The sequence below is a fragment of the Streptomyces sp. NBC_00083 genome, assembly GCF_026343295.1.
Taxonomy (GTDB): Bacteria; Actinomycetota; Actinomycetes; order Streptomycetales; family Streptomycetaceae; genus Streptomyces.
Map to the genome: position 1 here is coordinate 97967 of NZ_JAPELY010000001.1, position 12250 is coordinate 110216.

Consider the following 12250-nt stretch of genomic DNA (forward strand, 5'->3'; position numbering starts at 1 on the left):
TATTTGCTTCGCGTCGGCGGATGGGTCTACAGTCATCGGCGTACGCACAGATCTGTGCTTAAGGAGAGAAGCCATGAAGCAGCTGCTGTTCCCGGGCAACACCCAGTTCTGGTACGAGACCCTGCGCTCGATGAGCCACATCGCCTACGGCGGCGCCGACTTCGGCGAGGTCGTCTCCACCGCCGAGCGCATCACCGAGGGCGACTACGGCAGCTGGCACACCGAGTGGCTCGCCACCGCCGACCGCGTGGCCGCCGAGGCGCACAAGGCGCTCGACGCCGGTCACTCGATCAGCGCCCGGGACGGCTTCCTGCGGGCCTCCAACTACTACCGCTCGGCCGAGTTCTTCCTGCACGGCAACCCGTGCGACCCGCGCCACGACCACGCCTACGACCGGAGCGTTGCCTGCTTCCGGGCGGCCGCGAAGCTCTTCACCCCGCGCATCGAGCCGGTCGCCATCCCGTACGAGGGCACCACGCTGCCGGGCTACCTCTACCGGGCCGGCGCCCCCGGTGAGCCGCGCCCGACCCTGATCATGCACAGCGGGTTCGACGGCACCGCGGAGGAGCTCCACTTCAGCGGCGCCCTCGCGGCCGTCGAGCGCGGCTACACCGTGCTCGCCTTCGACGGGCCCGGGATGCCTGGGCCGCGCCACCACCAGGGCCTGGTCTTCCGTCCCGACTGGGAGAACGTCATCACCCCCGTGATCGACTTCGCCGAGAGCCTGCCCGAGGTCGACAACAGCCGTATCGCACTGTTCGGTTCGAGCATGGGCGGCCTGCTCGCACCGCGGGCCGCCGCCTTCGAGCACCGCCTGGCCGCGGTGATAGCCGTCGACGGCGTCTTCGACCTGGGCGAGGTGTCCGTACGGAACATCCCCGGCGGCCGCGAGGAGGCCGAGCGGCTGCTGCGCGCGGACAGCGCCCCCGAACTCGACGCGGCCCTCGCGGAGTTGATGGAGCGCGACGCCACCTCGCGCTGGGCGATGAACCACGGCATGTACGTCATGGGCGTGGACACCCCGCGCGCCTTCTGCGCCGCCTACCTCGACTACACCCTGCGGGACGGCACGGCCGAGCTGATCCAGTGCCCGACCCTGGTGTGCGACGCCGTCGAGGACGAGTTCTTCCGGGGCCAGCCCGAGGAGCTCTACGCCCGCCTGACCTGCCCCAAGGAGCTGATGGTCTTCACCGCGGAGGAAGGGGCCGGCGCACACTGCCACCCCGGCGCCATGCGGCTCGCCCTGGCCCGCGTCTACGACTGGCTGGACGGAGTCCTGGCGCGGCCCGCCGCCTGAAGCGGGCGCGTCCTTGCGGCCGTACGGTCCGGCCGGGACCGTGCGTACGGTGTCCGGACATGCAACAGCCGGCCCCGGGTGACCCGGGACCGGCCGTTGTTCAGGCTGCGCGGACGGCTCAGTTGTTGCCGGCGCCGTTGCCCGAGAGGACCGGGATCTGGTCCAGGATGTGCGACAGGGGCTCGTCGCCCTTGGCCTGCGTCGAGTTCTCGGTGCACTGCTGGTTCTGCGGCGCGGAGAGGATCGGCACGTCCTGGAGGACGGTGACCGGCACGAGACCGACGAGCGAGGCCAGGTTGGCCTTGACCGGAACGCCGGCGCAGACCTTGTTCAGCGAGCCCTGGACCAGGGTCATCTGCGGGCTCATGTCGCCCTCGGTCTTCGAGTTGCCGAAGGCCTGCTCGGCACCGTTGCCGCTGAGCGACGTCGTACCGCCGTCGTTGCCGATCGCCATCGCCTGCGGCGCGGCCATCATCGCGACACCGGAAACGGCTGCGGCGACGGCTGCGGCCGACCACAACTTCTGCATGTCTACTCCTGTTGGTCTGATTCCACTGACGGGGATCTGTGAAGAGAAACGGTAAGAATCTCTTTTGGTTGCGCCCTGTCCCCCGGACAGAGCATTGCGGAATCGACTCCGCCCGATTCGTGGTAATAGGCAGTGACCACGAACCGATGGTGAGGAAACATGACTGAGACGCAGGGTGCATGGCGCCGGCAGACTTTCATCCCGATCACCCGTCGACGATTCGAGAGCGAGGCGGCGGCCGAGCCCGTCTATGCGGACCTGGTGCGTTCCTGGGCCGCGGAAGGGCGTACGATTCCGGGCCGCCCGGACTGGGAATGGAACCAGCTCGTCAACGGTTCCTGCTGGCCCTCGTGACACCTGCTCCCGTGCGCGCGGAGGCCGCCGCCATGGCCGCCCGGCCCCGGACACCGCGAAGGACCGGACCGCCCCTGTGCACCGGCGGCCCGGCCGTGAACATCAGGGTGCCGGACCGCCGAAGGGATTGACAGCGGTCCGGCCGTCCTGCGGAGCCCCGGCTCAGTGGTTCGCGGCACCGTTCCCGGAGAGGACCGGGATCTGGTCCAGGATGTGCGACAGGGGCTCGTCGCCCTTGGCCTGCGTCGAGTTCTCGGTGCACTGCTGGGTCTGCGGCGCGGACAGGATCGGCACGTCCTGCAGCACGGTGACCGGCACGAGACCAACGAGGGACGCCAGGTTCGCCTTGGCCGGCAGGGCGATGCAGGGCTTGTTGAACGAACCCTGGATCAGGCCGATCTGCGGGCTCATGTTGCCGTACGTGGAGGAGTTCCCGTACGCCTGCATCGCGTTGTTGCCGCTGACCGAGGTCGTGCCGTGGTCGTTGCCGACCGCCATCGCCTGCGGCGCCATCGCCGCGGACGCGCCGACGACGGACACGCCGACGGCTGCTGCCGCCATAGCCTTCTTGATCACGCTGGTCCCTTTCTGGTGGATGCCCCATACGGAGCCACCTGACCAACTGGCCGCACCGAGGATTGGTTTCTGCCCTTCACTCTTTCGGCCGTACGAAAATGGGGCCGAACAGGTTCTGTCCGGCGATACGGGCTGGGATTATATGGAGATCCGATACGGCGTTCCCGGGCGTTGTGTTCGGTATCCCTCGCGCCTCCTGGGGAACCGTTCGGGTGAAGCGCCGGAACCAAACCAGGGCAGCGAAGTTGACCAGGCAGTAGTACGGCGCAGTGGATATGAGCGCGGTACTGCACGTGCTCTCCACCAAGAAAAGGGAAGACCATGCTCAAGAAGGTTATGGCCGCGTCCGCTGCCACCGTTTCGCTCGTCGGCGCGTCCGCCATGCTGGCCCCCCAGGCCATGGCCATCGGTGACAACCACGGCACGACCTCGCTCAGCGGCAACGGTGCGAAGAGCGCCTTCGGCAACTCGAAGACCGACGGTGACATGAGCCCCCAGCTCTCGCTGGTCCAGGGCACGCTGAACAAGCCCTGCCTCGGCGTTCCGGTCAAGGCCAACCTGGCCTCGCTCGTCGGTCTCGTGCCGGTCACCGTCCTCCAGGACGTGCCGATCCTCTCCGCGCCGCAGAACCAGCAGTGCACCGAGAACTCGACGCAGGCCAAGGGCGACGAGCCCCTGTCGCACATCCTGGACCAGATCCCGGTCCTCTCGGGCAACGGCGTCGGCAACAACTGAGTCGTCTGCGCACCCGCGCGGGCTGCCGCGGTCCTCTTCGGACCGCGGCAGCCCGCGTTCTTTATCCACCCAATTGCCGTGCGGCTAAAGGGCCGAGGAGCGGCGGGCCGCCCCCTTCCTGCCATTTGGGTGAGGAACGCGGCAGCACTGTTCCCGTTCGGTTTCCTTTGCCTGGATCGATCGTTATCAGGTGGTCAGCGGCACCTTGGGCGAAAGCTCTGGCAACGCGCCGTGAGCAACGACTGGTTGCGCGACTTTTTGACTGAGGGAAGGAAATCCACGTGAAGTACATGAAGACTGCGACCGTTCTGGCCGGTCTGGTCATCGCCGCGGGTGGTGCCGCTCCGGCGTTCGCCGACGCCGGTGCCGAGGGTGCCGCTGTCGGCAGCCCGGGTGTCCTGTCCGGCAACCTGCTCCAGGTTCCGGTCCACATTCCGGTCAACATCTGCGGCAACACCGTCAACGTCATCGGTCTCCTGAACCCGGCGTTCGGCAACACCTGCATCAACAAGTGATGTAGCGCCAGGACTCTCCACTCTGATTTTGGGGCGTGCTCACCGCACGCCCCAAAGTCGGTTTCCACCACTTTTCCCCGCGACGGAAGACAGCCCATTGCGCCAGGTCATCAGTAAGACCCTGTTCACTGCCGTGGCAGCCACGAGCGTCCTTTCGATGAGCGCGAATTATGCTCAGGCCGCCGGTACCGATGCCGAGAACACGGGCTCGCCGGGTCTGTTGTCGGGGAACACGATCTCCGCTCCGGTGGAAGTGCCGGTCCAGGCGTGCGGAAACTCCGTGAATCCGGTCGGCGGGCTCAACCCGTCCTTCGGGAACAACTGCGCTACGGTCTCGCCCTCGGCGGCCGAGGAAGCGGCCGACTCCATGGCCGACCGCGCGGGCACGGAGGGCGGCGACGGCGCGGGCGGTCACCGCGGCGCGCCCTCCTCCGCCGACGCGGACGAGTACGGCGCGTCGTTCGAGCGGGAGTACGCCGCGGCGTACGGCCTCGACCACCACGAGCCTGCCGCGAGCCAGGCGACGAGCGTCACCAGCGGCTCCCCGGGTGTCCTTTCGGGCAACTCCGCGGCGGCGCCGGCCGATGTGCCGGTGCAGGCGTGCGGGAACACGGTGAGCGTGGTGGGTCTGCTCAACCCGGCGATGGGCAGCCACTGCACGACGGGCCCGACCACCCCCGCCCACGCGGCCCCCCACCCCGCGCCCCACCACAACCCCCCAATGCGCCACACCCCACAGCCCCACGAGGCTCCGCCGGTGCATGAGGCTCCGCCGGTCCACCAGGCTCCGCCGGTCCACCAGGCCCCGCCGATGCATGAGGCTCCGCCGGTGCACCACGCGCCGCCGGTGCATGAGGCTCCGCCGGTGCACCACGCGCCGCCGGTGCATGAGGCTCCGCCGGTGCACCACGCGCCGCCGGTGCATGAGGCTCCGCCGGTGCACCACGCGCCACCGGTGCATGAGGCTCCGCCGGTGCACCACGCGCCACCGGTGCATGAGGCTCCGCCGGTGCACCACGCGCCACCGGTGCATGAGGCTCCGCCGGTGCACCACGCGCCGCCGGTGCATGAGGCTCCGCCGGTGCACCACGCACCTCCGGCGCACCAGGCTCCGCCTGTCCACCACGCACCTCCGGTGCATCACGCACCTCCGGCGCACGAGGCTCCGCCCGCGCATCACGTGCCGCCGCACCACTGCCCGCCGGGTCACGAGGCGCACCACGCCCCGCCGGTCCACCACGCCCCGCCGGTGCACGAGGCTCCGCCCGTGCACCACGCACCTCCGGCGCACCAGGCCCCGCCCGTGCATCACGCGCCGCCCGTCCATCACGCACCCCCGGCCCACGAGGCTCCCCCGGTGCACCACGCCCCGCCCGTGCACCACGCACCCCCGGTCCACGAGGCCCCGCCCGTCCACCACGCACCCCCGGTGGACCACGCACCCCCCGTGCACCACGCACCCCCGGTCCACGAGGTGCCGCCCGCGCATCACGTGCCCCCGCATCACTGCCCGCCGGGTCACGAGGCGCACCACGCGCCCGAGCGGCACCTTCCCCCGGTGCACGTCCCGCCGGTTCACGAGGCTCCGCCCGTGCACCACGCACCTCCGGTGCATGAGGTCTCGCGCGGGCGGCACGCCGCGCCCGTTCTCGCGTACCCCGGTGCTCGGGTCGTCGCGCCCGTGGCGGCCGCGCACCTCGCCGACACGGGGGCCGACCCGGCGCTTCTGGCGGCTGCCGCCGCCGGTGCCGCAGGGCTCGTGCTCGGCGGTGGTGTCCTCTACCGGCGCGGCAGGGCGATGGCCAAGGTCTGAGCCCGGTGTCCGCCGGCCCCCACCCGCGGCAAGTGACGGCCGAGGGTTCGGTGTGGGGGTCTGGCGGCACCCCGAGGAGGCCTCAACAGGTCATCGGTAGAAGGTAGTTGACCCAGTACCAGCAGGCGCGCTTCACCGTTCGTCGTAGGGCCCGTCCCCTTGGGGGGCGGGCCCTCCGACGTCTTAGGCGCCCACGGCCGAGAACCCGCCGTCCACATGCAGCACCTGACCCGTCATGGCGCGGGCCGCGTCGCTCAGCAGGAACGCGACCGTGTCGGCCACGGGGGTGGCGTCCGAGGAGTCCCAGCCGAGCGGGGCCCGCTCGGGCCACACCTTCGCCAGTTGGTCGAAGCCCGGGATGGACTTGCCGGCCATCGTGGTGATCGGGCCGGAGTCGACCGCGTTCACGCGGATGCGCCTGGGGCCCAGCTCCCTGGCGAGGTAGCGGTTGACCGATTCCAGCGCCGCCTTCGTCGGGCCCATCCAGTCGTACACCGGCCAGGCCACGGCGGCGTTGAAGGTGAGGCTGACGACAGAGGCGCCGTTCTCCGCCTTCTCCAGCAGCGGCAGCATGCTGCGGACGAGGCCCTTGAGGGAGAACGCCGAGACCTTCATCGCCGTGGCGACGGACTCGAACGGGGTGGTGAGGAAGTTGCCGCCCAGCGCGTCCTGCGGGGCGAATGCCACGGCGTGCACGACACCGTCGAGCCCGTCCCAGTGCCGGCCCACTTCCGCGGCCAGGGCCCGGAGGTCCTCCTGCTCGGTGATGTCCGCCGACAGGCAGGCGACGGGCTCCTTCGGCAGCCGCTTGGCGATGCGGCGCATGATGTCGCTCGGCTTGCCCGGAGCGTTGACCAGGATGACGTCCGCGCCCTGGTTCAGTGCCGCCTCGGCGACCTTGTAGCCCATCGAGGTCTCGATGAGGACCCCGAAGACCAGGATTCGCTTGCCGGTCAGATTCATGTGTTCGCCTCTTGTTTCCGTTCTCGTGTTTCCGTTCGCCACAGTGACCGCGGGCCCCGCCCCGACGAGTCTGCTCGGCCGGCGCGGCGATGAGAGTGGCGTCCCGCGCCAGAACGTCGGCCTCATCGCTGTGGGATGTCGCTACGGACAAGTCGCGCTGTCGCCGGGGGAGCGCGGGGGCTCTGAGGGGGCATCAGATGGCCCAGTTCGCGGCGTACGGCCGTTCGGGGGGCTTCCGGCGTGGGCTGCTTAGGTTCCCTATCGGCGCAATAAGAATATTTTCAACCCGGAACCCGGGAGGTCCTCCGAATCAAGGGAGCGCACATGCGTCGACGACGTCATCGAGCGGCCACCTTCACGACGAGCGTTCTGGTGGCGGGTGCTCTCTTCAGCCTCGCTCTCGCGCCCGGACCCGACGCCACCCACCCGGCGGGGGGAGCGGAACCCGTCCACCCGTCGGGCGGATCCGGCGTCACGCGCCCCGTCCCCGCACCCGGAGCCACCCCACCGGCCGGCGGCGCCCAGGCCACCCCGCCGGCGGGCGGGCCGCAGGCCACCCGGCCGGGGAGCGGGGCCGATCCGCCCGGCGGGCATCCCGTCGCGAACTTCGGGGCGTTCCTGGACTCCGGGCTCCTCGGCGTCAAGCGGATCCCGGCGCTGGAGAAGTGGCTCGGCGGCGCGGACATCAAGGTCGGGCACACCTATCTGCCCGGCAACACCTGGTCCGACATCGAGGGCCGGGCCGGGTTCCTCGACGACTGGGCCTCCTGGCGCAGGGCGCGCGCCGACCGCACCCTCGTCCTCAACGTGCCGATGCAGGCGCTCAACGAGGCCGGCATCCCCGACAGCCGGGTGCGGCAGCTCCTCGCCAAGGGCGCCGCGGGGGAGTTCGACGAGCACTTCACGCGGCTGGCGGAGCGGCTGGTCGAGCTCAAGATCCCGGAGACGGTGATCGTGCTCGGCTGGGAGATGAACGGCACCACGTACACCCACCGCTGCGGCCCGGACCCGGCGGCGTGGAAGACGTACTGGAAGCGGGCGGTCGCCGCGATGCGGGCGGTCCCGGGGCAGAAGTTCCGCTTCGACTTCACGCCGAGCCGCGGCCGGGACGCGGTGCCGTGGACCGAGTGCTACCCCGGTGACGACGTCGTCGACATCATCGGCATGGACTCCTACGACCAGCCGCGCGGCATGGACTTCGACAAGCAGGTCAAGGAGCCGTACGGGCTCCAGCAGCACGTGGACTTCGCCGCCGCGCACCACAAGCCCGTCTCCTATCCGGAGTGGGGGCTCTTCCACAACGGCGACAACCCCGAGTACATGCGGCGCATGCTGGCCTGGATGGACGTGCACAAGCCCGTCTACAACACCATCACCGACTACTGCCCGCACGGCGTGTGGGGGTGCGCCGACAACCCGCAGTCCTCGGAGGTCTACCGCGCGCTCCTGTTCGGCCGCACCGACGCGACCCCCCAGCCCTCGGCCCCGGTCAGCCCGCTGCCGTCGGCCCCGGTGAGTCCGCTGCCCTCCGCCCCCGTCAGCCCGCTGCCCTCGACCCCCGCCAGCCCGCAGCCGGCCGCGCCCGCGCCGGTCGCGCAGACGCCGAAGCCGCCGGAGAAGTGCGCGCCGGTCGATCTCGGTTCGTGGGTGGAGTACTGGATCGGGGGCAAGCTCTGCCTCCGCTTCGACTGGTTCTCACGCCGGTCCTGAGGACGCCGGTCCTGAGGACGCCGGTCCTGAGGACGCCGGCTCCGCGGCGGGGCGGCTCCGCTCGTCCCGCCGCCGGCGCAGTTCGCGCAGCGCGGCGCCCGCGCGGCGGCGGAGCCGGGCGTGCAGCGCACTGGCCCACAGCAGCGGCAGCGTGCGCCGCCGCGCGAGCAGGAAGCGCTGGTTGACGAGGACCTCGGGCCGCCAGTGCTGTTTGTACGGTTCGTTGCCGCGCAGCATGCTCAGGGAGGCCCGGCCGCTGCCGTCGATCCGCTGGGCGCAGGCCCGCAGCAGCATCGTGGCCACGTCCACCTTGCGGCCGCGCAGGCCCGGGTGGGCGCCGTACAGGTAGCCGCCCGCGAGCGCCGGGGAGAGCAGCGTCAGATCGGCCGCCACGACCTCCCCGTCGAGGCGGAACTCGGTGACCACCGCGTCGCCGTGGCGGCTCATCTCGCCCACCGCGCGCGCCAGATGCTCCTCGAAGCGCGGGCGGGTGTGCTCGCGGGTCACCCCACGGCCCTGCCACTGGAGGCCGTGCAGTTCGAGCAGGGTGCGCAGGGCGCCGGGCACCTCGTCGGGCGGCACGTCGCGCTGCTCGATGCCCAGCGCGTCGATCTTGCGGAGCTTGGCGCGGGCGCGCTGGGCCCGGTTGGCGGGCAGGCGCCCGAGGAGTACGTCCATGCCGGCGGCGGGCAGTTCGAGGCAGCCCGAGTCCGTCAGCCGGTGCCGACGGCCGGGCCAGGCGGCGTGGATGCGTTCCGCCGCCGCGCCGGGCCGTACCTCGCCCAGGTCGATCAGGGCGCCACGCGCCGAGGCCATCAGGGCGCCGGTGAGGGCGGCCGCGGCCTCCTCGGCGCGGTCGTCGTCCAGGAGGACATCGGTGAAGTCGGAGATGGGGCCGCCGAGCGGCACCAGGGCGGGCAGCGGGCGCAGCACCCGCATCAGGGGGGCCGCGCCGATCAACTCGTCGTCCCGGTACACCAGATGGACGCGCAGCCGGCCCGGCGTCCCGTACGAGAGCCACCACGAGTGCAGCCACGCGTGGCTCTGGAACGGAGTCGCCGTCGAGCAACGGCCGTGCAGGCGACGCCAGTTCGGGGCGAGGTCGGCGAAGGGGAGCTCCTCGGCGCACACCTCCACGCGGAGCCGGGACACTAGCCGACCTCCTGCGGTACGGAGGCCGCGCCGGCCGGTCCCGGGACCGCCGCCACGAACTCGTTCTCGGTGCCGGCGCGGCGGCGCGGCCGGGTCAGGAGGGCGAGCCCGCCGAGCAGTCCGCCCGCGCAGCCGCCGACCAGCGCGGTGAGCGCGGCCGAGGGGGACGAGGGGGTCAGGGGCTTGGCGGCGCGCGAGAACTGCACCACGCGCACCCCGGTGTCCTTCTGGCTGTGGGCGCCGTTGACGGTGAGCGCGCGGGCCACCGCGTTGGCCATGGCGGCGGCGTCCGCGGCCCGCGACGAGCTGGCGGTGATCGCGATCATCGGGGCGTCGGGCGAGGTCGCCGTCTGCACGCCGGCGCGCAGTGTGGCCGCGCTGACCCCCGCCCACACCTGGGCGTCGCCGATCACGGCGACCTCGGTCGCGACCCGGCCGTAGGCCTGTGCGAAGCCGAGGGCGACCGACGGGTCGGCCTTCTCGGCGGGGGTGACCACGACATAGCTGGTCGCGCTGTACTCGGGCGTCTGCACCACGCCGTAGGCACCGCCGGCCGCCGCGCCGAGCAGCGCGCACACGGGCAGCGGCCACCAGCGCGGCAGCGACCGGGCGCGCAGCGGACCGCGGGTGCCGTGCTGTTGGCGCGGGCCGGAGACTCTGCTCATCTGGACTCTTCTTTCTCCGAGGTGTTCGTCGTGAGGTGCGCGGCGCCGGGAGCGGTCCCGGGCGCCGCGTCGTAGGCCGGGCGGGGCAGCGGCACACGGGCCGCCGCCGCCTCGTACACCCGGACCAGCTGGGCGGAGGTCGTGGTGACGCGGTAGCGGTGCACCGCGCCCGGCACGGGCAGCCGGGTGCGGCCCGCCTCCTGGAGCGTGCGCAGGGCGCCGGTGAACGCGGCGGCCGTGCGGCCGGTGCGCAGGGCGCCGGGCACGGAGCCCGCCGGCAGGTCGTCGATGGCCGGGCAGGTCACGTACGCCACCGGGAGCCCGGCCGCGAGCCCCTCCACGACGGCGAGGCCGAACGCCTCCTCGCCGGAGGGTGAGGCCAGGCAGTCCACCGCGGAGAGCACCCCGGGCAGCGTGAGCCGCGCGCCGCCCGGCGCGGGAGTGTCCCCGGGCGCGTCCTGCGGGCATTCGCCCGCGAAGACCACCCGGCCGGCCACGCCGAGCCGTTCGGCGCGCTCCCGCAGCGGCTGCTCCTGTTCGCCGCCGCCCGCGAACACCAGCCAGGCATCGGTGAGTTGGGCGAGCGCGTCGAGCAGGACGTGGAACCGTTTGCCCGCCGCGAGCCTGCCGACCGCGCCGATCGTGAACGCGCCGTCGGGCAGGCCGAGCCGACGGCGTACGGTCGCGCGCGCGTCGGGGTCGAACGCGAACCGCGCGGCGTCGATGCCGTTCGGCACGACCTGGATGCGGCGCTGCGGCACGCCCCAGCGCGCGAGGCGCCGGGCGATGGTGGGGGAGACCGCGACGGTCGCCGTGCCGAGCCGCTCGCTCGCCAGGTAGAGGCCGCGTACGCCGGGGCCGAGGGGGCGGCCCTCCATGCGGGCCTCGCCGAGCGAGTGCTCGGTGGCGACGACGGTCCGCACCCCGGCGAGCCGGGCCGCGAGGCGCCCGTACAGGCAGGCCCGGTAGAGATGGGTGTGGACGAGGTCGTAGGAGCCGTCCGCGATGAGCCGGGTGAGCCGGGGCAGCGCCGCGAGGTCGCGGTTGCCCGCCATGGCGAGGTCGCGGACCCGGCCGCCGTCGGCGGTGATGGCGCGGGCCACGGCGCCCGGGTTGGTCAGGGTGATCACGTCGGCCTCGTACGGCAAGTGGCGCAGCAGCAGGCGCAGTTGCTGCTCGGCGCCGCCGACGCCGAGGCCGGTGATGACGTGCAGGACCTTCACGGGCCCTCCGCGAGGTCGGCGGGGTCGTCGCGGCGCCAGCGGTGCAGGCTGCGCTTGAGCTGGAGGCGCCAGGCGGTGTCGCGCTCCCCGACGTGGACGCGGGGCAGGGCGAAGCGGCCGGTGAGCGGGCCCGGATCGATGGCGCAGGCGTACTGGTAGCCGGCCGCGCGGACCGCGTCGGCAGCGCGCACGTCGACGGCGCCGTACGGGTAGCAGAAGCCCGTCACGTCGTGGCCGGTGAGCTCCTTGAGCAGCTGCCGGCTGTCGCGGACCTCGCGGCGCAGGGTGTCCTCGTCGGCGTCGACCAGGTCCACGTGGCGCAGGCCGTGCGAGGCGACCTCCATGCCCCAGGTGACGGCCTGCTGGATGCCGCGCTCGTCGAGGAGGGGCCGGCGCGGGCCGAGCGGGTCCCACTCGTTGGTGGCGCCCAGCAGGCCCGGCAGCACGAACACGGTCGCGGTGCACTCGTAGCGGCGCAGCAGCGGCAGCACCTCGCTCGTGAAGTCGGCGTACCCGTCGTCGAAGGTGAGGCCGACCAGACCGCGGGCGGTGCCGGCGGCACGGGCCCGCAGGAGTTCGGCCATCCCGACGCCCGTGAGGCCGTGCCGGCGCAGCCAGCGCAGCTGGCGTTCGAAGCGGGGCGGCGAGACGGTGATGCGGTAGGGATCGTCCGTGGTGTGGGACACCGAGTGGTACATGGCCACCCACAGCGGTGCGG

Annotated in this window: 13 protein-coding genes and 1 pseudogene; 7 read left to right on the plus strand and 7 right to left on the minus strand. The window is 72.2% G+C overall.

Annotated features, from left to right (window positions below; genetic code table 11):
• Positions 1-73 precede the first annotated feature (73 nt).
• Positions 74-1297 (plus strand): S9 family peptidase, encoded by a 1224-nt coding sequence (locus OOJ98_RS00415; protein ID WP_267052596.1) that lies wholly within the window; start codon positions 74-76, stop codon positions 1295-1297.
• A 118-nt stretch (positions 1298-1415) separates the two neighbouring features.
• Here OOJ98_RS00415 and OOJ98_RS00420 read toward each other — a convergent pair whose 3' ends face one another.
• Positions 1416-1826: a rodlin gene (locus tag OOJ98_RS00420; RefSeq protein ID WP_267052597.1), complete on the minus strand. Its 411-nt coding sequence runs from the start codon at positions 1824-1826 to the stop codon at positions 1416-1418.
• 159 nt (positions 1827-1985) lie between these two features.
• Between OOJ98_RS00420 and OOJ98_RS00425 the strand changes: the two genes are divergently transcribed.
• On the plus strand, positions 1986-2180 hold the full coding sequence (locus OOJ98_RS00425) for a hypothetical protein (protein ID WP_267052598.1): 195 nt from the start codon (positions 1986-1988) through the stop codon (positions 2178-2180).
• Positions 2181-2342: 162 nt separating this feature from the next.
• Here OOJ98_RS00425 and OOJ98_RS00430 read toward each other — a convergent pair whose 3' ends face one another.
• Positions 2343-2756, minus strand: a complete 414-nt coding sequence (locus OOJ98_RS00430; RefSeq protein WP_267052599.1) for a rodlin — start codon at positions 2754-2756, stop codon at positions 2343-2345.
• A 321-nt stretch (positions 2757-3077) separates the two neighbouring features.
• Here OOJ98_RS00430 and OOJ98_RS00435 point away from each other — a divergent pair, with 321 nt between their 5' ends.
• From OOJ98_RS00435 to OOJ98_RS00455, 4 genes and pseudogenes are all read left to right on the plus strand, one after another.
• Positions 3078-3491, plus strand: coding sequence for a rodlin (locus tag OOJ98_RS00435; protein WP_267052600.1), 414 nt, complete (start codon positions 3078-3080; stop codon positions 3489-3491).
• Between the two features lie 290 nt (positions 3492-3781).
• The gene (locus tag OOJ98_RS00440) at positions 3782-4006 is read left to right on the plus strand and encodes a chaplin (RefSeq protein WP_267055447.1); all 225 of its coding nucleotides are present in this window, start codon (positions 3782-3784) and stop codon (positions 4004-4006) included.
• A gap of 157 nt (positions 4007-4163) precedes the next feature.
• Positions 4164-4607: pseudogene (locus OOJ98_RS34805) on the plus strand (chaplin family protein); the annotation flags it as partial.
• Between the two features lie 990 nt (positions 4608-5597).
• A complete protein-coding gene (locus OOJ98_RS00455) occupies positions 5598-5819 on the plus strand; it encodes a hypothetical protein (protein ID WP_267055655.1) in 222 nt (73 codons plus the stop codon).
• Positions 5820-6002: 183 nt separating this feature from the next.
• On the opposite strand, the gene fabI is transcribed toward OOJ98_RS00455, so the two are convergent.
• Positions 6003-6782 (minus strand): enoyl-ACP reductase FabI, encoded by a 780-nt coding sequence (gene fabI / locus OOJ98_RS00460; protein WP_267052601.1) that lies wholly within the window; start codon positions 6780-6782, stop codon positions 6003-6005.
• Positions 6783-7106: 324 nt separating this feature from the next.
• On the opposite strand from fabI, the gene OOJ98_RS00465 reads away from it, so the two are divergent.
• Entirely contained in the window at positions 7107-8492 is a 1386-nt protein-coding gene (locus OOJ98_RS00465) for a glycoside hydrolase family 26 protein (RefSeq protein ID WP_267052602.1), read from the plus strand.
• Here the strand turns inward: OOJ98_RS00465 and OOJ98_RS00470 are convergent.
• Genes OOJ98_RS00470 through OOJ98_RS00485 form a run of 4 tightly spaced genes read right to left on the minus strand, consistent with a single transcriptional unit; the run spans position 8478 to position 12230 of the window.
• Positions 8478-9644 (minus strand): GNAT family N-acetyltransferase, encoded by a 1167-nt coding sequence (locus tag OOJ98_RS00470; protein WP_267052603.1) that lies wholly within the window; start codon positions 9642-9644, stop codon positions 8478-8480. The two genes, OOJ98_RS00465 and OOJ98_RS00470, sit on opposite strands and share 15 nt — an antisense overlap.
• The gene (locus OOJ98_RS00475; RefSeq protein WP_267052604.1) at positions 9644-10309 is read right to left on the minus strand and encodes a lipopolysaccharide biosynthesis protein; all 666 of its coding nucleotides are present in this window, start codon (positions 10307-10309) and stop codon (positions 9644-9646) included. The genes OOJ98_RS00470 and OOJ98_RS00475 overlap by 1 nt, the downstream gene beginning before the upstream one ends.
• On the minus strand, positions 10306-11532 hold the full coding sequence (locus OOJ98_RS00480; RefSeq protein WP_267052605.1) for a glycosyltransferase: 1227 nt from the start codon (positions 11530-11532) through the stop codon (positions 10306-10308). The genes OOJ98_RS00475 and OOJ98_RS00480 overlap by 4 nt, the downstream gene beginning before the upstream one ends.
• Positions 11529-12230, minus strand: a complete 702-nt coding sequence (locus tag OOJ98_RS00485; RefSeq protein ID WP_267052606.1) for a polysaccharide deacetylase family protein — start codon at positions 12228-12230, stop codon at positions 11529-11531. Before OOJ98_RS00485 ends, OOJ98_RS00480 begins: the two co-directional genes overlap by 4 nt.
• Between the last annotated feature and the right edge of the window lie 20 nt (positions 12231-12250).

What these genes read in the sequence shown, in the direction of transcription:
- OOJ98_RS00415 (WP_267052596.1), top strand. Translation starts at nt 74, where the DNA reads ATGAAGCAGCTGCTGTTCCCGGGCAACACCCAGTTCTGGTACGAGACC.
- OOJ98_RS00420 (WP_267052597.1), bottom strand. Translation starts at nt 1,826, where the DNA reads ATGCAGAAGTTGTGGTCGGCCGCAGCCGTCGCCGCAGCCGTTTCCGGT.
- OOJ98_RS00425 (WP_267052598.1), top strand. Translation starts at nt 1,986, where the DNA reads ATGACTGAGACGCAGGGTGCATGGCGCCGGCAGACTTTCATCCCGATC.
- OOJ98_RS00435 (WP_267052600.1), top strand. Translation starts at nt 3,078, where the DNA reads ATGCTCAAGAAGGTTATGGCCGCGTCCGCTGCCACCGTTTCGCTCGTC.
- OOJ98_RS00440 (WP_267055447.1), top strand. Translation starts at nt 3,782, where the DNA reads ATGAAGACTGCGACCGTTCTGGCCGGTCTGGTCATCGCCGCGGGTGGT.
- fabI (WP_267052601.1), bottom strand. Translation starts at nt 6,782, where the DNA reads ATGAATCTGACCGGCAAGCGAATCCTGGTCTTCGGGGTCCTCATCGAG.
- OOJ98_RS00465 (WP_267052602.1), top strand. Translation starts at nt 7,107, where the DNA reads ATGCGTCGACGACGTCATCGAGCGGCCACCTTCACGACGAGCGTTCTG.
- OOJ98_RS00475 (WP_267052604.1), bottom strand. Translation starts at nt 10,309, where the DNA reads ATGAGCAGAGTCTCCGGCCCGCGCCAACAGCACGGCACCCGCGGTCCG.
- OOJ98_RS00485 (WP_267052606.1), bottom strand. Translation starts at nt 12,230, where the DNA reads ATGTACCACTCGGTGTCCCACACCACGGACGATCCCTACCGCATCACC.